Below are 18,034 nucleotides of genomic sequence, written 5' to 3'. Positions count from 1 at the left end.
CGCGCAGCCATCCGCTGCCGCGACGACCGCACGCGGGTCCGGCAGGCACAGGACCGACGACCATGCGGCCGGCGGCGGCAACGCCGCCACACGGTGCCCGCAGCGCGAGTCCGATACCGCGCATGTCCGACGTGAACGACCGGTCCACCCAGGATGCTCCGATCGCGCGGGAGGCGGACTCGGCTCGGGCCGACCGCGACATGGCGGCGAAGGTGAGGGGGCGAGTGGTGAGTACGCACAGGCAACGAGGGCTCGGGCTGCCCCCCGAGCTGTGTCTTCTCGGGTGCCCGGCGACGACGGCCGGTCGCCGCATGACAAGGGGGCGCGGGTGGCGGCCCTACCTGGGGGGACAGTCATGAGGCACGACAGCCACGGGGGCTGTGGCATGGTGCAGAACGGCGTGGGTGACCGGACCGAGGCGCCGCAGGCCCTCCTCGTGGCTGCGCCGCCCGACGACCACCAGGCCGGCACGGGCGCTGTTGGACAGCAGGACCTCGGAGGCCGAACCGATCTCGAAGTGCTCGATGATCTCCACCTGTGGATACTTGTCGCGCCACGGCTTGAGGGTGTCGGCCAGGACTTCCCTGTTGATCTGCTCCAGGCCGTTCGCCTCGTCGACCAGATACAGCGAGCCCGGGCTCCAAGCGAGGGCCGTCGGGATGCTCCAGGCGTGTACGGCACGCAGCGTCGCTCCGCGTTCGGCCGCGGCGGAGAAGGCGAACTCCAGGACCGAGTCACCGATCTGCCCGGGTTCGACACCCACCATCACTTCCGTGGCCTGCTGGGGCGCGCCGGGGTTCGGCTTTCCGACCATGACGACCGGCCCGGCTGCCTGGCGCAGCACCTTCAGCGATACGGAACCGATCAGGTATCCGGTCAGGGTCCCGTATCCGCGTGACCCCAGCACCAGCATGTCGGCGCGTGCGGCCTCGGCGAGGAGGACGGGCACCGGATCGTCGACGAGAAGCCCGGTGGTGACGTCCAAGGCCGGATGCTGCCCGACCACACGGGACCGGGCCTCGTCGAGCATGCTGCGCACCCACCGCTCCTCGGCCGCCCGGTCCCCGACGTACACCACGTCGGTGGGGCGCCAGACCCAGGCATGGACCAGTCGCAGGGACGATCCACGACGCTCAGCCTCCCGCGCCGCCCAGTCCGCCGCCGCCGAGGCGTGGTCGGTCCCGTCCAGTCCTACGGTGATGACGCCAGACACGTTGCCTCCCGATGCTGCCGCTGAGAGCGGGCCCCAGCGGACGTGATGACGTGAGCTTCACACGGGGCCGGCGTACGGCACCGGGGCCGATCGTCCCCGATACGGTCCTGAGCGGCCCTGGTTGTGCTGTCCGAGGGCGGCCCGTACCGGTCTCCGACCGCGGTGGATGCCGCGATCGCCGGCAGGCCCGCCTCGGGGAGCTGATGCGCCGTGGAAGCGGTGACGCCCAGCGCGGTGGTCTCTCTGTCCGCGTCGGCGCGGGTGCTACGCGCGCGCAGAGGGGGCCACTGTCCCCGGGGACGCGCCGCGCCACAGCCGCGACTCGTTCGTGAGCGGCCTCGGACCGCGCTTCGTCCACGACCCGTTCGCCGGACCGCACGACGGGAACCGGGCACTCACGCATGCACGGCCGGTCAGGCACAGTCCCTGGGCGGCTTGGACATGCCATCATCGCTGCGTCGCCCAGGGCGGTTCGGCCCTGATCAGCGCGTCGGGACCATCGCGCCTTCGTCGTGCACCGCCCAGGGGCCGCGGGTCCCGGCTCGCGTGGTCCGGGCCGGACCGGGAGGCCCTGAACACCGGGACCATGGTCCCGCGTCCTGCGCGCGAGAGGGGTGGGGCGGTACTGAGCTGTTAAATCAGAGGGTGCCTGCCACTGCACAGTACCGCCCTTCTCCGCGGTCTCCATGCTCGAGCACCCGGCGGCCACCGCCCCCACCCGCCCCGTCACGGTCCTGCACGCCGACCGCTCACCCGCCGACCACGCCCTGCGCGCCGACACCGACCGTCTGATCAGCGCGCTGTCGAACGCGCGCGCCACGTTCTGGTACGAACGGGACGCGGAGCAGGCGACCGGCTCCCGGACGGGGCCGATGAACCTCGAGACGCCGGAACTGCCCGTCGACGCGAACGTGTACCCGTGCGGCCCGTTTCCCTTCATGCGCGAGGTCGGGGCGCAACTGCTGCCTGGCGGAATTCCCGCCCGTAACATCCGCTACGAGGTCTTCGGCCCCGACCCGTGGCTGGCCGACACCACGCCGTGACCTTACTGGCCGACGGCCAGGGCCTTTCGACCCGCACCGTACCCGAGCGGCTCCTGTCCCCTCCTGCTTGCGGGGGTGCGGCCCCGGCCGACGACATCGGACGGCAGGAGCGGCGTGCGTACAGAACGGGCAAGGAATGCCGTTGCCTCACAGTGCTCGGAGTCCGTGGGCGCGGAACTGGTCGCGCACACGCTCGACCAGTTCGTCATCGGGAACGGGATTGTCGCGGAGGGGGAAGGGGATGCCGAGCGCGTCGTATTTGGCGGTACCGAGCTTGTGGAAGGGAAGGACGTCGACGCGGTCGATGTTGTCCAGATCGGCGAGGAAGCGGGCGAGGCCGTCGACGGCCTCGGGGTCGTCGGTCCAGCCGGGGACGAGGACGTAGCGGATCCAGGCCGGGACGCCGAGACGGTTCAGCCGGGTGGCAAAGCCGAGGGTGGGCGCGAGGCGGCCGCCTGTCAGACGCCGGTAGACGCCGGCGTCGAAGGACTTGATGTCGAGCAGGACGAGATCGGTGGCGGCCAGGAGGGCGTCGTCGGCCCGAGCGCCCAGGGCACCGGAGGTGTCCAGGGCCGTGTGCAGGCCGAGCTCCTTGCACCGCTGTAGGACCTCGGCCGTGAAGGCGGACTGGAGCAGGGGCTCACCTCCGGTGAGGGTCACTCCCCCACCGGCCAGGTCGGTGAACCGGCGGTACCGCTCGATGCGGGCCACCACGTCGTCCACGGTGACCTGCTCCCCGTCGCGCAGATGCCAGGTGTCCGGGTTGGCGCAGTACAGGCAGCGCAGTGGGCAGCCGCTGAGGAAGAGGACGAACCGGGTCCCGGGCCCGTCCACGCCGGTGGACAGGTCCCAGGAGTGGATACGGCCGGTGGTCATCGCGCACCGTGGAACGTGCGGCTGATGACGTCCAGTTGCTGTTCGCGGGTGAGCCGGACGAAGTTGACGGCGTATCCGGAGACGCGGATGGTCAGGTCGGGGTACTTCTCCGGGTGCTCCATGGCGTCCTGGAGCGTGGCCCGGTCGAGCACGTTGACGTTCATGTGGAAGCCGCCCGCGGCGGTGTAGGCGTCGAGCAGACCAACGAGGTTCCCGGCGCGTTCCGCGGCGTCGTGGCCCAGACCCTCAGGGGTGATGGTGGAGGTCAGGGAGATGCCGTCGCGCGCCTGGTCGTAGGGGATCTTGGCGACGGAGAGGGCGGATGCGGCCATGCCGTGGTGGTCGCGGCCGTTCATCGGGTTGGCCCCCGGCGCGAAGGGCGTGCCGGCGCGGCGCCCGTCGGGGGTGTTGCCCGTGTGCTTGCCGTACACGACGTTGGAGGTGATGGTGAGAACCGACTGCGTGTGTTCGGCACCCCGGTAGGTGGGGTGGCGCCGCACCTTGGCCATGAAGGAGCGGACCAGGTCGACGGCGATGCCGTCCGCCCGGTCGTCGTCGTTGCCGTAGGCCGGGTAGTCGCCCTCGACCCGGTAGTCGACGGCGAGCCCGGTGGGGTCCCTGAGGACCTTCACGCGCGCGTGCTTGATGGCCGAGAGGCTGTCGGCCGCCACGGAGAGACCCGCGATGCCGCACGCCATCGTGCGGTGGACCGGGTGGTCGTGCAGGGCCATCTCGATGCGCTCGTAGGCGTACTTGTCGTGCATGCAGTGGATCACGTTGAGCGCGTTGACGTAGGTCGCGGCGAGCCAGTCCAGCATGCGGTCGTACGCGTCGGCCACCTCGGCGTAGTCGAGGTACTCGCCGGTCAGCGGAGTGGCCGCGGGGGTGACCTGCTCGCCGGTCATCTCGTCGCGGCCTCCGTTGACGGCGTACAGGAGGGCCTTGGCGAGGTTGACGCGGGCGCCGAAGAACTGCATCTGCTTGCCCACCGCCATCGCGGAGACGCAGCAGGCGATCGCCGAGTCGTCACCCGTGCGCGGGCGGAGCAGGTCGTCGGACTCGTACTGGATCGAGCTGGTGTCGATGGAGACCTGGGCGCAGAACCGCTTGAATCCCTCGGGCAGTCGACGCGACCAGAGCACGGTCAGGTTGGGCTCCGGGGCGGGTCCGAGGTTGTAGAGGGTCTGGAGGAAGCGGAAGGAGGTGCGCGTGACCAGGGGGCGGCCGTCCTCTCCGGTACCGCCGATGGACTCGGTGACCCAGGTGGGGTCGCCGGAGAACAGCGCGTCGTACTCCGGCGTGCGCAGGAACCGCACGATCCGCAGTTTGATCACGAAGTCGTCGACGAGTTCCTGGGCGCGGCTCTCGTCGATGTACCCCTCGTCGAGGTCACGCTGGAGGTAGACGTCCAGGAACGTGGAGGTGCGGCCGAGGGACATCGCCGCGCCGTTCTGCTCCTTCACCGCGGCAAGGAAGCCCAGGTACAGCCACTGGACGGCCTCCTGTGCGGTGGCCGCGGGGCGGGAGACGTCGCAGCCGTAGGAGGCTGCCATGCGCTCCAGCTCGCCCAGCGCCCTGATCTGCTCGGCCAGTTCCTCGCGGTCGCGGATAACGTCCGCCGCGGAGGGGACGTGGTCGAGGCGCGAGCGCTCGGCGCGCTTGGCCTCGATCAGTCGGCTGGTCCCGTACAGCGCGACGCGGCGGTAGTCGCCGATGATCCGGCCTCGCCCGTAGGCGTCCGGCAGGCCCGTGATGATGCCGGCCTTGCGGGCGCGCAGCATCTCGGGGGTGTAGGCGTCGAAGACGCCGTCGTTGTGGGTCTTGCGGTAGGTACCGAAGACCGTGGTGACGAACGGGTCTGGTGCGAAGCCGTACGCGCGCAGCCCGTTCTCGACCATGCGCAGTCCGCCGTTGGGCATGATGGCCCGCTTCAGCGGTGCGTCGGTCTGCAGTCCGACGATCAGCTCCCGGTCGCGGTCGATGTAGCCGGGGGCGTGGGACGTGATGGTGGAGGGCGTCGCCGTGTCGACGTCGAGGATGCCCTTGCTGCGCTCTTCGGGGAAGAGGGCGGCGACGGCTTCCCACACGGCGAGTGTCCGGTCCGTGGGACCGGCCAGGAACGCGGAACCGCCTTCGTAAGGGGTGTAGTTGTCCTGGATGAAGGAGCGGACGTCGATCTCCCGCCGCCACTCCTCACCGGCGAAGCCGCGCCATGGGGTGCCGGTGGGGCTGGTGTCAGCAGAGGGCTGGACGGTTACGGTCATGTCGTCATCTCCAGGGGACGGCCTGCGAGGCGGGCGAGGTGGCCCGGCCTCGCCTTCGATGTTCGTCGGCCGCCTGCCACCGGCCGAGGGCCGCAAGGGTCGTACGAAGCCGCTGAACGGCCTCGTCGTTCCGGGCGGACAGGACCGGTGGTCCCGGCCGTGCGGGGGAGCTTGCGCCCTCCCTCACGGGCCGCGCGGAGTCCTCGCTGCGAGAGGGGGAGGCAGCCGCTCGGGCGGCACGGCTGCCCGAGCCGTCCGGGGCCGATGCCGGACGGGCCACATCGGTGCGCGCCGCTCTGTGGTCGGGTCCGTTCAGTCGTGCGGTACGACCGCGACCGGCGCCAGGCAGTGGTGCAGGACCGCGTGGGTGACCGACCCGATGTGGGTGCCGAGCCGTGCCCGGCGGACCCTGCGGCCGACGACGACGAGCCGGGCGTCGTGCGACAGCTCCATCAGGTCCTGCGCCGGCCGGCCCTGGCGGCAGTCGCGCACCACCGCCACGTCCGGGAACTTCTCGATCCAGGGGGCCAGCGCCTCGTCGAGCGCCTGTCGCGTGTCTTCGCCGACCTCCGTCATGAGCAGCGGGAGTGCGTCGAGCATGTCGGGGCCGTAGAGCGCCGGAACGGCCCACCGGTGCACCACGCGCAGTCCGCAGCCGTACCGGTCCGCGGCGGCGAAGCCGAAGGCGAGCAGCTCGTCGTCGGCGGCGGACACGTCCAGACCGATGACCACCTCCCCCTCACGTTCCTCCTGGGGTTCCAGGGGGTTGTGCGGGCGGACGAGGACGACCGGGCGCCGCGTGCGGGCGAGCACGGCCAGGGAAACCGACCCGGCGAGGAATCCGGCCATGCCACCCAGGCCACGGGAGCCGAGCACCAGCAGTTCCGCCTCCTCGGCAGCGCGGCACAGCTCCTCCACCGGGTCGCCGGCCACCCACGCCGTCTCGATGTCCAGGCCCGGGTGGCGACCCCGCAGCCGCCTTTCGGCGATGGCGAGCGTGCGCTCGCCCCATTCCCTTGCCATCGCCGGGTCCACCACACGTGTACGGGGATCCTCGTCGATGCTCCAGACACGGAGCAGCCGCAGCGGCACGGCACGACGCAATGCCTCCTGGGCGGCCCACTGCGTGGCGGCGAGGCTCTCCGGGGATCCGTCGAGGCCGGCGGTGACGGTGCGGGACATGGGGACTCCGTGGGTCTGGCGGCCGGGCGGGCCGGACGCGGCATACGCGAGCTGACTTCAGGTGCCCGAAGATCGCCGTCCGGCACTCCGGGACGCTGCTGGGCGGGCCTGTCCCTCCACAGTGATCGGCCGGGACGGTGCGCGCAGGGGGCCGGAGGTCCCTGCTGTGGGCCAGGAGACCTCGCGGCCGCGCATCACCGACCGGACGACCACGACGCCGTGACCGAACGGCCGGGAGACAGGACCGATGGGCCCTCGGCGGACCACCTCCTCATCACGGAAGCTGAGGACAGGAAGCACGGCCGAAGCGGCCACGCCCGTCGAACCGTATGGAGGCACCCCCTCATGACCAGCGCCATCACCGTAGGAGTGGACGGTTCCGCGGAAAGCCTCGCAGCGGCGGACTGGGCGGCACGCGAAGCCGAACTGCGCGGGATGCCGCTGCGTATCGTGCACGCCTGGATCTGGCAGCCCCTGGACGTCCCCGTCGTCCAGGACAGGGAGACGCAGGCCAGGTCCGCCCGCGCCGTGCTCCGCGCGGCCGAGACGCACGTCGCCGACCGCCACCCGGCTCTCACGGTCACCGCCGAAGTGGTCCAGGACACCGCGGTCACCGCTCTGCTGAGGGAGGCCGAAGCGGCCGAGATGCTCGTGCTGGGTTCGCGGGGGCACGGGGCGTTCGTCGGCTTCCTCCTCGGCTCCTACGGTCAGCAGGTGATCGCCGCGGCGAAACGACCCGTGGTGTCCGTGCGCGCCCGCGACGGGCAGACGCCTCGGGCGGAGGGCGGCGAGATCGTCGTGGGCCAGCAGGGCACGCCGGAGGACAGCGACGCGGTGCTCGGCTTCGCCTTCGAGGAGGCGGCCGCACGCGGCGCGGCCCTGCGTGCGGTACGGGCCTGGAGCCTGCCGCCGGTCTTCGCCTACAGCCCCGGCTCGGTGCTCCTCGCGGACGAGGCCGGCGGGCTTGAGCCGTTCGAGAAGAAGGCCCTGGCGGAGGCACTCGCCCCGTGGCGAGCACGGTTTCCCGACGTCCCGGTGACCGAGCACGTCGAGATCGGCAGCGCGGGACAGGTACTGCTGTCCACCGTGTCGGACGCGCAGTTGCTCGTGGTCGGCCGACGGACGCGCCGCGCGCCCGTCGGTGCCCGCATCGGCTCGGTCGCCCACGCCGCCCTGCACCATGCCCCCTGCCCCGTCGCTGTCGTACCGCACGACTGACAGCCTCCTCGTGGCGGGGACTTGTCACACGGCCGGCCCCCGCCGCCAGGACGACGCCGTCCGAACCGCCGAAGCGGTGACCTCGCGAGACGACCTCCCGGCATCGAAACCGGCCCGGACCAGGGCGGGGTTCGCTGTGCCCGTCCGGACGTCGCCGGGATCAAAGCGGGAAGGGGCCCAGGAGGTCTGGGCCCCTTCGCGTTCTTCACACGCCGGGAAATGCCGACCGCGGCCCCTGCTCAGCTCTGGCGGAGCACAGGCGGGGCTGTTTCGCCGGTTCGCATCCCGTGTGGACCGGCGTCAGCCTCGCAGGCGGCCCTCCCGTACGACCTGGTCCTCCCGGGCAGCCAGTGCTTGGGTGGCGATGACAGCGGCCTGCACCCGGCGTTCGACACCCAGCTTGGCGAGCAGCCGGGAGATGTTGTTCTTGACCGTCTTCTCCGCCAGGTACAGCCGCTTGCCGATCTCCCGGTTGGTCAGTCCCTCCCCCACCAGAGCGAGGATCTCCCGCTCCCGCTCGGTCAATCCGGGCAGCCCCTGCCGCTGTTCCTCCTGGGGGGATCCGCCACGAAGCCGGGCCATGACCCGGGCCGTGGCGCCGGGGTCCAGCATGGACTGGCCGGAGGCCACCGTACGGACGGCGTGGACCAGGTCGGTACCGGTGATCTGCTTGAGGACGTAGCCGGACGCACCGGCCATGATCGCGTCGAGCAGCGCCTCCTCGTCGTCGAACGACGTCAGCATCAGGCAGGCCAGGTCGGGCATGCGCGAGCGAAGCTCCCGGCACAGGCTCACGCCGTCCCCGTCCGGCAGGCGCACGTCGAGAACGGCGACCTGCGGGCGCAGGGCGGGCACCCGCACCAGCGCCTGCTCCGCCGTGCCCGCCTCACCGACCACCGTCAGATCGGGCTCGGCGTCCAGGAGGTCGTGCACACCGCGACGCACCACCTCATGGTCGTCGAGGAGGAAGACCCTGACCGGCTCCTTCTCGGTGAGGCTGCCGCTGCTGTCCGTCATCACACACTCCGTGTTCGCCGAGTTCTCCGCCCTTGAGGGCTCCGCGCGCATCGTGCCGTGCGAGCGGGACCATCGCCCAGGGCCGGATGGCCCTCATACCCGGACAGGGTCCGGAAACACCCGTATCCGATGTCGCAGATTCCCGCTCCGCATCCCGTGGCCGACGATCACGAGCCGGGTGAACGGCACCGCCGCCCTCCTCACCTTGCGACCAGGTGTTCCCGCTGTGCCGGGGCATCGCCGGCGAGGGACGTTCGGCCCTCTGAGTACGGGCCCGCTGGACCTGCTGTCCACGCTCGCGCACTGATGGACTTCCGGTTCCGGCAGGGCCGGGGCACTCAGGCCCCCGGGACACGCCTGGATCAAGAAAGCAGGGCAGCCGCCATGACGACGCTCCCGATCAGCCTGACCACGGCCCCGCTGGACCCCAGCACGACGGCAGTCGCCGTGGCCGGGGAGCTGGACCTGTACACCGTTGCGCACATCGAGGCGGAGCTGACCCACCTGGCACGGCAGACCGAGTGTGAACTGCTGCTCGACCTGGCAGACGTCACCTTCTGCGACAGTTCCGGTGTGGCGCTGTTCCTGCGCATGCACCGCCGGTGCGTAGCGGCCGGTGTGCGTTTGCGCCTGCGCCACATCCAGCGACGTCCCGCTCGCGTCATCCGCACCCTGGGCGTGGACCGGGCCGTGCCCTGCTCCTTCGCGTGACCCGTCGCGGAGATCCGGCCTTCGGAACTGCCGGCAATGGGCACGGCCGAGAAGGTCCGTTCGGCCCTACCGAGCCAGCGTGTAAGGGGAGACGCTGGCCGGAGGCGGCGAAGCCGTCCGGGGCCGAGCCGGAGCAGAAGGTGAGCACGATGAAGGACGAAGCGGCGCATACCACGGTGGGCGACCACCGTGAGGCGGTGGCGCCGCGACGAATGGGACAGCTCGGCCGTGCCGAGGCCCTGCGGCTGCTCGGCAGCATCTCGCTCGGGCGCATCGTCTTCACGCATCAGGCCCTGCCGGCCATCCGCCCGGTCAACCACCTCATGGACGGCGAGGACATCATCGTCCAGTTGCACGACGGCGCCACGCTCGCCTCCATCGTGACGCCCACCCAGGCCGCAGGTGTCGTGGTGGCGTACGAGGTCGACGTCATCGACCCCGAGACGCACCTCGGCTGGAGCGTGGTGGTCACCGGATACGCCCGCCGGGTCACCGAGGAGGGGGAACTCGCGCGTTTCGCCGCCCGTCTGCGCCCATGGGCGCAACACCCCGCCACGGCGAACGCGTTGCGCATCCGGCCTGATTTGGTGACGGGCATGCAGCTCACCGTGTAGGAGCCTGCCGGTCGCGCGGATGTCCGAGTTCCGCGGCGGCACACGCCCCCACCGCCGGAACTGCGGGCACCCGCTGCACGGCGCCCCTCAGAACGGCGGGAGGCCTGCAGACGGGCAACCGGCCCCGGTCCCACCCGGGAGGATCGGATGCGCTCCGGCTGAGGAACCGGCGGTCACTCAGCGGGGGCCAAAGACGAGAGGCGCGCGCCACACCAGCCGACTGCCGCCCTCCTCAGGGCAGACGATCTCCAGGGCGCCGCCGACGCTGCGGGCCCGCTCCTCAAGGTTGCTCAGGCCGCTGCGCCTGCCGTCGGCGGGGATGCCACGGCCGTTGTCGGTGACGGTGAGGACGACTTCGTCGGAGGTGGCCTGGAGGGTGACCTCGACCCGGGTGGCGTGGGCATGGCGGGCGGTGTTGCTGAGCATTTCGGTCAGGGCTGCCGTGACGTGATCGGCCACCTGCGGCGGTACGTCCGTGTCGAGCAGGCCCTCCATGCTCAGACGGGGCGGGAATCCGAGCGTGGTCGCCGTCTCGCCCACGGTGCGGGCGACCCGTGCACGCAGGCTCGGCCCTGTGTCCTCCTCGCGGGCGCGCAGGCCGAAGATCGTGGAGCGAATGATCTTGATGGTTTCGTCGAGGTCTCCGACCGCGCGCGAGACGCGTTCGGCGGCGCCCTCGTGCTGCACGAGTCGCGCCGCGCTCTGCAGGGTCATGCCGGTCGCGAACAGCCGCTGGATGGCCAGGTCGTGGAGGTCACGGGCGATGCGGTCGCGGTCCTCCAGAAGGGCGAGCTGCTCGGCCTCGCTGCGGCGCTCGGCCAGCTCCAGGGCGAGCGCGGCCTGTCCGGCGAAGGCCAGCAGCGGCTCCAGCTCTGCTTCTGTGAAAACCGGGTCTCCTTGGTGCCAGGCAAGCAGCAGGACACCGCGGGTGTCCTTGGCGGCTGTTCCCAGGGGCACGGCGACCGCAGGGCCCAGCCCGTCGAAGCGGCGGGGGCCGGCGGTGTACCGGTCGTCCTGCGCGAGGCCGACGGTGGTCACGGGGGCGCCGGCCTTGTACGCGGCGCCGGAAAGGGTGCCCTCGATCGGGACCACCAGCCCGTTGCGGGTGGTGTCGTCCGCTCCGACGGCCAGTTCCACGACGAGGTCGTCCGTCCCGGCGACGGGCACGGAGACGTCGGCGAGCCCGGCCCCGGTGATCTCCTGGGCGCGGCGGGCGATGAGCTCCAGCACCGCCAGTCGCGGACTGCCGGAGAGGAGGCTGTTGGTGATCTCCGCGCTGGCCCGGAGCCAGCGCTGCTGACGCTGCGACGCCTCGTACAGGCGCGCGTTGTCGATGGCGACACCAGCCGCCACGGACAGCGTGGAGATGACCGACTCGTCCTCGGCGTCGAAGTCCATGCCGCCGTGCTTGTCGGTCAGGTAGAGGTTGCCGAAGACCTCGTCGCGCACCCGGATGGGCACGCCCAGGAAGGTCCGCATGGGCGGGTGGTGGGCGGGGAATCCGTAGGACGCCTCATGGGCGCCGAGGTCCGTCAGGCGCAGCGGCTCGGGGTTGCGGATGAGCTCGCCCAGGATGCCGTGTCCGGCCGGCAGGGGGCCGATCTCCGCGATCTCCTCCTCGGTCAGTCCGACGGTGAGGAACTGCGACAGGGTCCGCCCGTCGGGCCCGATCACTCCGAGCGCCGCGTACTGGGCGTCGACGAGCAGCGCGGCGGCTTCCACGATGCGTCGCAGCACCTGTGAGAGGTCCAGTTCGCGGCCTACCGAGACGACCGCCTCCAACAGGCTGTGTACCCGGTCCCGGGTGCTGCGGGCGGCGTTGATGCGCGCCTGCAGTTCCTCCAGCAGCTCATCGAGCCGCATCTGGGGCATCCGCGACAGCGGCTCCTCCACGCCCACTGGGCCTCCTCCGTCGATCACCCGCCCGTACCGTGGACAGCCTATCGGCCGAACGGGTGGCCCGGAGCGTCAGATCAAGGGCAGTGGCCGGGGTCCGGCGTAGTAGGCGGCTCGCATGATCTCCTCCATGTCGTCCAGCATCGGCATGCGCGGGTTGGCGGGCGCGCACTGGTCCTCGTAGGCGTTCAGCGCCTGCTCGGGAAGAGCCGTGATGAAAGCCGTCTCGTCGATGCCCAGGGCGCGGAAGGACGGCTCGATTCCGACGGCGTCGCGCAGGCGTTCCACGGCGGCGGCGTACGAGGCGACGCCTTCGGCGGGGGTCGAGGCCGGCAGTCCCAGGGCACGGGCGATGTCCTGGAAGCGTTCGGGTGCCCGGTAGCTCTCGTACTTGGGCCACCCCGTCAGTTTGGTGGGAACCGTGCCGTTGTAGCGGATCACGTGGGGCAGGAGGATCGCGTTGGTCCGCCCGTGGGCGACGTGGAACGTGGCGCCCAGGGTGTGGGACATGGCGTGGACGATGCCGAGGAACGCGTTGCCGAAGGCCATGCCCGCGATGGTGCCCGCATTGTGCATCTTCTCCCGGGCCCGGGATCGCTGTGCGTCCTGGCCGGTGACGGCGGCTTCGAGGTTCTCGAAGACCAGCTTGACGGCGTGAAGTGCCAGGCCGTCGGTGAAGTCGTTGGCGTAGACGGAGACGTACGCCTCGGTGGCGTGCGTGAGGGCGTCGAAGCCGCTGTCGGCGGCGAGTGACGCCGGGAGGTCGGCGGTGAGTACCGGGTCGACGATCGCGACGCTGGGGGTGAGGGCGTAGTCGGCCAGCGGGTACTTCTTGCCGGTCGCCGGGTCGGAGATCACCGCGAAGGGGGTGACCTCGGCGCCGGTGCCCGAGGTGGTGGGGACGCAGACCAGTCGGGCCCGCTTGCCGAGCACCGGGAAGCGGAAGGCGCGCTTGCGGATGTCGGAGAACTTCTGGCGCATGTCGGCGAAGTCGATGTCCGGCTGTTCGTACAGCAGCCACATCACCTTCGCCGCGTCCATGGGTGACCCGCCGCCGAGGGCGATGATGGTGTCCGGCCGGAAGTCGCGCATGAGGGCGGCCCCGCGCTGCACGGAATCGATGCTCGGTTCCGGTTCGACGTCGTCGATGACCTGGATGGTCACGGGCCGCTCTCGCTGCTGCAGCACACGGCTGACGCGGTCGACGTGGCCGATCCGGGTCATGGTGGCGTCGGTGACCACGGTGACGCGGTGGACCTCCGGCATCGAGGCCAGGTAGCGGATGGCCTGCGGCTCGAAGTAGATCTTCGGCGGCACCTTGAACCACTGGAGGTTGTTCTGCCGGGTGGTGACGCGCTTGATGTTGAGCAGCTGGGCGGCCGAGACGTTGTCCGAGACCGACGTGCTGCCCCAGGAGCCGCAGCCGAGAGTCAGCGAGGGCAGCAGACGGTTGTAGATGCCGCCGATCGCGCCCTGGGACGACGGCGAGTTGACGATGATCCGCACGGTCTTCATGCGGCGCCCGTAGCGCTCGGCGAGGGCCGGGTCGCCGGTGTGGATCACGGCACTGTGTCCCTGCCCGTGGAAGGCGACCATGTCGGCCGCGAGATCGAAGCCCTCCTCGGTCGAACCGGCGCGCAGCACGGTGAGCACCGGGCAGAGCTTCTCCCGGGTCAGCGGCTCGTCCGGCCCGACGCGACTCGCCTCGGCCAGGATGAGCGACGTCTCAGCCGGAACCGCGAACCCGGCCCGCTCGGCGATCCAGGCGGGTCCCCGGCCCACCGCCGCCGGATTGACACGGCCTTGCCGGCCGGCCGGGTCCGGCGGGAAGAGGTAGGTCTCCAGCTTCCGCTTCTCCTCCGCCGTCGCAACGTACGCGTGCAGGCGCCGGAACTCGGCGAGGGCCTCGTCGTACACGTCGGTGTCGAGGATGACAGCCTGTTCGGACGCGCAGATCATGCCGTTGTCGAAGGACTTGGACAGCACCAGGTCGTTGACGGCCCTGCGCAGGTCCGCACTGTGGTGCACATAGGCCGGTACGTTGCCGGCGCCGACGCCGACGGCGGGCTTGCCCGCCGAGTAGGCGGCCTTGACCATGCTGTTCCCACCGGTCGCGAGGATCAGGGCGACTCCCGGATGGCGCATGAGGAAGCCGGTGGCCTCGATCGAGGGCTCCTCGATCCACTGCACGCAGTGCTCGGGCGCCCCGGCAGCGACGGCGGCGTCCCGCACGATACGGGCGGCCTCGGCGCTGCACGCCTGCGCGGAGGGGTGGAAGGCGAACACGACCGGGTTGCGCGTCTTCAGGGCCAGCAGCGCCTTGAAGACGGTGGTGGACGTCGGATTGGTGACCGGGGTGACCGCGCAGATCACGCCGACGGGTTCGGCGATCTCGATGATGCCCTCGATGTCGTCGCGTCCTATGACGCCGACCGTCCTGGCCCGGGACATGCTGTGCGTGACGTGCTCGCAGGCGAACATGTTCTTCGCCGCCTTGTCCTCGAAGACGCCCCGGCCGGTCTCCTCCACCGCCAGCCGGGCGAGGGCGGTGTGCTGGTCGAGGGCGGCCACCGAGGCCTTGGCGACGATGTGGTCGACCTGCTCCTGCGTGAAGGACTCGAAGTCGGCGAGCGCCTTGGAGGCGTTGTCGACGAGTCCGTCCACGGCGATCCGCGCATCGGAGGGGACGCCCCCGCGGGAGGTGTCGCGGGGGTCACTGGTCACCTGAGTCATGGATGGCTCCTTGGATGCGGGGGGATCGGCCGTCGCGGAGTGTCCGCTCGTCCTGTCAGCTACAGCCTTCCGCCGGAGATCCCCGGGGCGAAGGTCCCGAAGGTCCCGGTGAGGGGCCCGATGGCCTCCGGGACCTCTCGGTCCGACGTTCTCTCGGTCCCACTCAGGGGCGATCCGCGCCCACCCCCGGCCCCACTGCGCAGCGCGGAGCCGCTCGCAGCGCCGTCGCACGAGCCGGTGGACGGCGAGCACCAGGAGACCGAGGCTCACCGTGGCGGCGAGCGCGGCCACCGCGGCATCGAACCGCGCGGCGGCCGACCCCAGCGGCGCGGAGGTCATCGCCCCGTCCTCGTCCGTCCGTACCGGGGCCCACGCTCCGCGCTCCAGGTGGCTTCCGACCGGCACCCGGGCTGTTCGCGTGGTGCCGTCGGGCGCGGTCCACCGGGCGGTGGCCCCGGTGCGTATGCTGCCCCTGGTCGCGAGGGCGGGATCCTCCACCAACACCACATCGGTGAGGTGGCGCTCGGTCCGTTGCTGGGCCCGCCCCTCCAGCACGGCCTCCCAGGCCACCGCGCCGCCCAGCGCGCACCGATGAACCCGGCCGTGCCCAGGACCAAGAGAATCCAGACCTCCACCGCGTGGGAACGGTGCCGCAGCTCGTTACGGCGCCACCGCCAGAGTCGCACCCTCCTGACGCGCACCGCGGCACCCTCCTCTTCCCGGTCGGCGGGGCGCCCGGTTCTCATCGGGGGTCGAGAAGGGCCGCGACGTACTGGGTCAGGTCGGCGAGACGGTTGGTGTAGCCCCACTCGTTGTCGTACCAGCCGAAGACCTTGACCAGGTTCCCGTGGGCCTGGGTCAGGGGGGCGTCCACGATGCAGGAGGCGGGGTCGCCGACGATGTCGCGCGAGACGATCGGGGCGTGACTCACGCGCAGGATCCCCTTCAGCGGTCCGCCCGCGGCGTCGAGGAAGGCGTAGTTGACGTCCTCCACGGACACCGACTGCTCAAGGACGAGGGTGAGGTCCGTCAGCGAACCGTCCTCGACCGGCACGCGCACGGCGATGCCGTCCAGGGTGCCGGCGAGCTCGGGGAGCACGAGACCGACGGCGCGGGCGGCACCGGTGCTGGTCGGGATGATGTTCACCGCGGCCGTACGCCCCCGGCGCAGATCCTTGTGCGGACCGTCGAGCACGACCTGGTCGTTGGTGTAGCCGTGGATGGTGGTCATCAGTCCCTTGACGATCCCGAAGCGCTCGTCGAGAACCTTCGCCATCGGGGCCACGCAGTTGGTGGTGCAGGACGCGTTGGAGATCACGTGATGCGCGTACGGGTCGTAGGTGTACTCGTTGACGCCCATGACGAGGGTGGCGTCCACGCCCTTGCCCGGGACCGACAACAGCACCTTGCGTGCACCCGCCCGCAGGTGCCGGCCGGCGTCCTCCCTGGTGCGGAAGCGGCCGGTGGCCTCGATGACCACGTCCACGCCCAGGGCCTCCCAGGGCAGGTCGGCGGGGTCGCGTTCGGACGTGACGGCGATGCGGTGGCCTCCCACCGTGATCGATTCTTCGTCGTGCTCGACGGTGCGGCCGAGCCTGCCGTAGGTGGAGTCGTAGGTGAGCAGGTGGGCCAGCGCGGCCGGCGAAGCGAGGTCGTTGACGGCCACCACCTCCACCGGGGTGCCGCAGGCGGCCTCCGCACGTTCCATGACGCAGCGCAGGTAGTTCCGCCCGATGCGTCCGAAGCCGTTGACGCCTATGCGTACGGTCATGTCCGCCGCCCTCCCGAGGGGTGCCGATGCAGGTGGTGTCAGCGTGCGGGCGCCCGCCTGCCCGGGGGCAGGGGTCGAACGGAGATGTCCCGGGGCCGTTGGGCCCTCGTCTCCCGCACGTGCCGAGCGGCCCGGCGGATCACGGGCCGAACGGCCCGTCATACAGGTCCTGACCGGTTCTGTCCTCTCCCGACGCCTCGCACCACTCTGGAAACAGTGACGAACAAGAGGAGCAGGCGATGAAGGCAGCAGTCGTGAAGGCCCTGGGAGAACCGCTGGTGATCGAGGAGCGGCCCGACCCCGTACCCGGCCCCGGACAGGTGTGCATCCGTGTCGAAGCGTCCGGACTGTGCCACACGGACATCCACGCCGCGCACGGCGACTGGCCAGTCAAGCCCACGCCCCCGTTCGTCCCCGGACACGAGGGCGTCGGCATCGTCGAGGAAATCGGCGCGGGCGTCACGCACCTGTCGGTCGGGCAGCGCGTGGCCGTGCCGTGGCTGGGCTGGGCCTGCGGACGGTGCGAGCACTGCCTCACCGGCTGGGAGACGCTGTGCGAACAGCAGGTCAACACCGGATACGGCACCGACGGCGCCTACGCCGAGAAGATGCTCGCCCACGCCGACTTCGCGCAGCCCGTACCCGACGGCGTCGACCCGCGCGAGGCGGCACCCCTGACATGTGCGGGAGTCACCACGTACAAGGCCCTGAAGGTGGCCGGCATCGGACCGGCCGACCTCGTGGCGATCTCCGGTATCGGCGGTCTCGGGCACCTGGCCGTGCAGTACGCCAAGATCGCCGGCGCGACGGTCGCCGCGATCGACATCTCCGACGAAAAGCTCCGGCTCGCTGCCGACCTCGGCGCGGACATCCTCATCGACGCCCGCAAGGAGGACCCGGCAGCGGTTCTCCAGCGACACGGCGGAGCCCACGCGGCCCTGGCACTGGCGGTGAACGAGGAGACCTTCGCGACCGCCCTGGCCGGTCTGCGCCGTGGCGGCAAACTGGTCATGGTGGCCCTGCCCGCCGACGGCGTCGCCCAGGTGCCGATCTTCTCCACCGTCCTCGGCGGCACGTCCGTCATCGGCTCGATCGTCGGCACCCGCCAGGACCTGGCCGAGGTGTTCCAGCTGCACGCCGCCGGGCGCACCCGCGTGATCTACGAGACCCGGCCGCTGTCGTCCGTCAACGAGTGCATCGACGAGGTGCTCGACGGCCGGGTCAAGGCACGCATCGTCTTCGACCTGTGAAACACCCCGGCGTCCCGCGAAGTGGACGCCCTCACATCCGCGGCCCCGAGACCCGTCCCCCAGCGCCGGGGGACGAAGACCGTGACGCCGTGGACAGCGGGCAGGAGCCGATCAGGCGAAGGAGATGAGAACCGTGGTGAACCACCGGACGGTGGGCGAGGTGATGACCGGCGAGGTGGTCCAGGCACACCCCGACACTTCCTTCAAGGAGCTGGCCCGCCTGCTTACTTCCCACCACATCAGCGG

General features: G+C 71.1%; 13 protein-coding genes. 5 read left to right on the top strand and 8 right to left on the bottom strand.

Annotation, left to right across the window (positions count from 1 at the left end; translation table 11 throughout):
* Positions 1-337: 337 nt before the first annotated feature.
* Positions 338-1,213 (bottom strand): universal stress protein, encoded by an 876-nt coding sequence (locus ACFW2Y_RS26470; RefSeq protein WP_384884113.1) that lies wholly within the window; start codon positions 1,211-1,213, stop codon positions 338-340.
* Positions 1,214-1,899: 686 nt separating this feature from the next.
* Here ACFW2Y_RS26470 and ACFW2Y_RS26465 point away from each other — a divergent pair.
* The gene (locus tag ACFW2Y_RS26465) at positions 1,900-2,256 is read left to right on the top strand and encodes a hypothetical protein (protein ID WP_384884110.1); all 357 of its coding nucleotides are present in this window, start codon (positions 1,900-1,902) and stop codon (positions 2,254-2,256) included.
* Between the two features lie 147 nt (positions 2,257-2,403).
* Here ACFW2Y_RS26465 and pflA read toward each other — a convergent pair whose 3' ends face one another.
* From pflA to ACFW2Y_RS26450, 3 genes are all read right to left on the bottom strand, one after another.
* Positions 2,404-3,132, bottom strand: a complete 729-nt coding sequence (gene pflA / locus ACFW2Y_RS26460; protein WP_384884107.1) for a pyruvate formate-lyase-activating protein — start codon at positions 3,130-3,132, stop codon at positions 2,404-2,406.
* Entirely contained in the window at positions 3,129-5,396 is a 2,268-nt protein-coding gene (gene pflB / locus ACFW2Y_RS26455) for a formate C-acetyltransferase (RefSeq protein WP_384884105.1), read from the bottom strand. The genes pflA and pflB overlap by 4 nt, the downstream gene beginning before the upstream one ends.
* Before the next feature lie 312 nt (positions 5,397-5,708).
* Complete coding sequence (locus ACFW2Y_RS26450; RefSeq protein WP_384884102.1) at positions 5,709-6,578, bottom strand: universal stress protein; 870 nt, start codon at positions 6,576-6,578, stop codon at positions 5,709-5,711.
* Between the two features lie 345 nt (positions 6,579-6,923).
* Between ACFW2Y_RS26450 and ACFW2Y_RS26445 the strand changes: the two genes are divergently transcribed.
* A complete protein-coding gene (locus tag ACFW2Y_RS26445) occupies positions 6,924-7,796 on the top strand; it encodes a universal stress protein (RefSeq protein ID WP_384884099.1) in 873 nt (290 codons plus the stop codon).
* A gap of 300 nt (positions 7,797-8,096) precedes the next feature.
* On the opposite strand, the gene ACFW2Y_RS26440 is transcribed toward ACFW2Y_RS26445, so the two are convergent.
* Complete coding sequence (locus tag ACFW2Y_RS26440; protein WP_384884096.1) at positions 8,097-8,813, bottom strand: response regulator; 717 nt, start codon at positions 8,811-8,813, stop codon at positions 8,097-8,099.
* A 384-nt stretch (positions 8,814-9,197) separates the two neighbouring features.
* Between ACFW2Y_RS26440 and ACFW2Y_RS26435 the strand changes: the two genes are divergently transcribed.
* Together ACFW2Y_RS26435 and ACFW2Y_RS26430 are read left to right on the top strand one after the other, a co-directional pair.
* On the top strand, positions 9,198-9,524 hold the full coding sequence (locus ACFW2Y_RS26435) for an STAS domain-containing protein (protein WP_384884094.1): 327 nt from the start codon (positions 9,198-9,200) through the stop codon (positions 9,522-9,524).
* A 149-nt stretch (positions 9,525-9,673) separates the two neighbouring features.
* Positions 9,674-10,138 (top strand): pyridoxamine 5'-phosphate oxidase family protein, encoded by a 465-nt coding sequence (locus tag ACFW2Y_RS26430; protein WP_384884091.1) that lies wholly within the window; start codon positions 9,674-9,676, stop codon positions 10,136-10,138.
* A 177-nt stretch (positions 10,139-10,315) separates the two neighbouring features.
* Here the strand turns inward: ACFW2Y_RS26430 and ACFW2Y_RS26425 are convergent, their stop codons facing one another.
* The 3 genes from ACFW2Y_RS26425 to gap form a co-directional block, all read right to left on the bottom strand.
* Positions 10,316-12,037: a GAF domain-containing protein gene (locus tag ACFW2Y_RS26425; RefSeq protein WP_384884088.1), complete on the bottom strand. Its 1,722-nt coding sequence runs from the start codon at positions 12,035-12,037 to the stop codon at positions 10,316-10,318.
* 69 nt (positions 12,038-12,106) lie between these two features.
* On the bottom strand, positions 12,107-14,767 hold the full coding sequence (gene adhE, locus ACFW2Y_RS26420; RefSeq protein WP_384884085.1) for a bifunctional acetaldehyde-CoA/alcohol dehydrogenase: 2,661 nt from the start codon (positions 14,765-14,767) through the stop codon (positions 12,107-12,109).
* A 742-nt stretch (positions 14,768-15,509) separates the two neighbouring features.
* Entirely contained in the window at positions 15,510-16,538 is a 1,029-nt protein-coding gene (gene gap, locus ACFW2Y_RS26415) for a type I glyceraldehyde-3-phosphate dehydrogenase (protein ID WP_384884081.1), read from the bottom strand.
* A gap of 239 nt (positions 16,539-16,777) precedes the next feature.
* Here gap and adhP point away from each other — a divergent pair, with 239 nt between their 5' ends.
* Entirely contained in the window at positions 16,778-17,788 is a 1,011-nt protein-coding gene (gene adhP / locus ACFW2Y_RS26410; protein WP_384884078.1) for an alcohol dehydrogenase AdhP, read from the top strand.
* Positions 17,789-18,034: the final 246 nt, after the last annotated feature.

The organism is Streptomyces sp. NPDC058877 (assembly GCF_042742855.1).
Taxonomy (GTDB): Bacteria; Actinomycetota; Actinomycetes; order Streptomycetales; family Streptomycetaceae; genus Streptomyces.
Note: the sequence above shows the minus strand (reverse complement) of the source record. Positions and strands in the feature narration are given on the sequence as shown.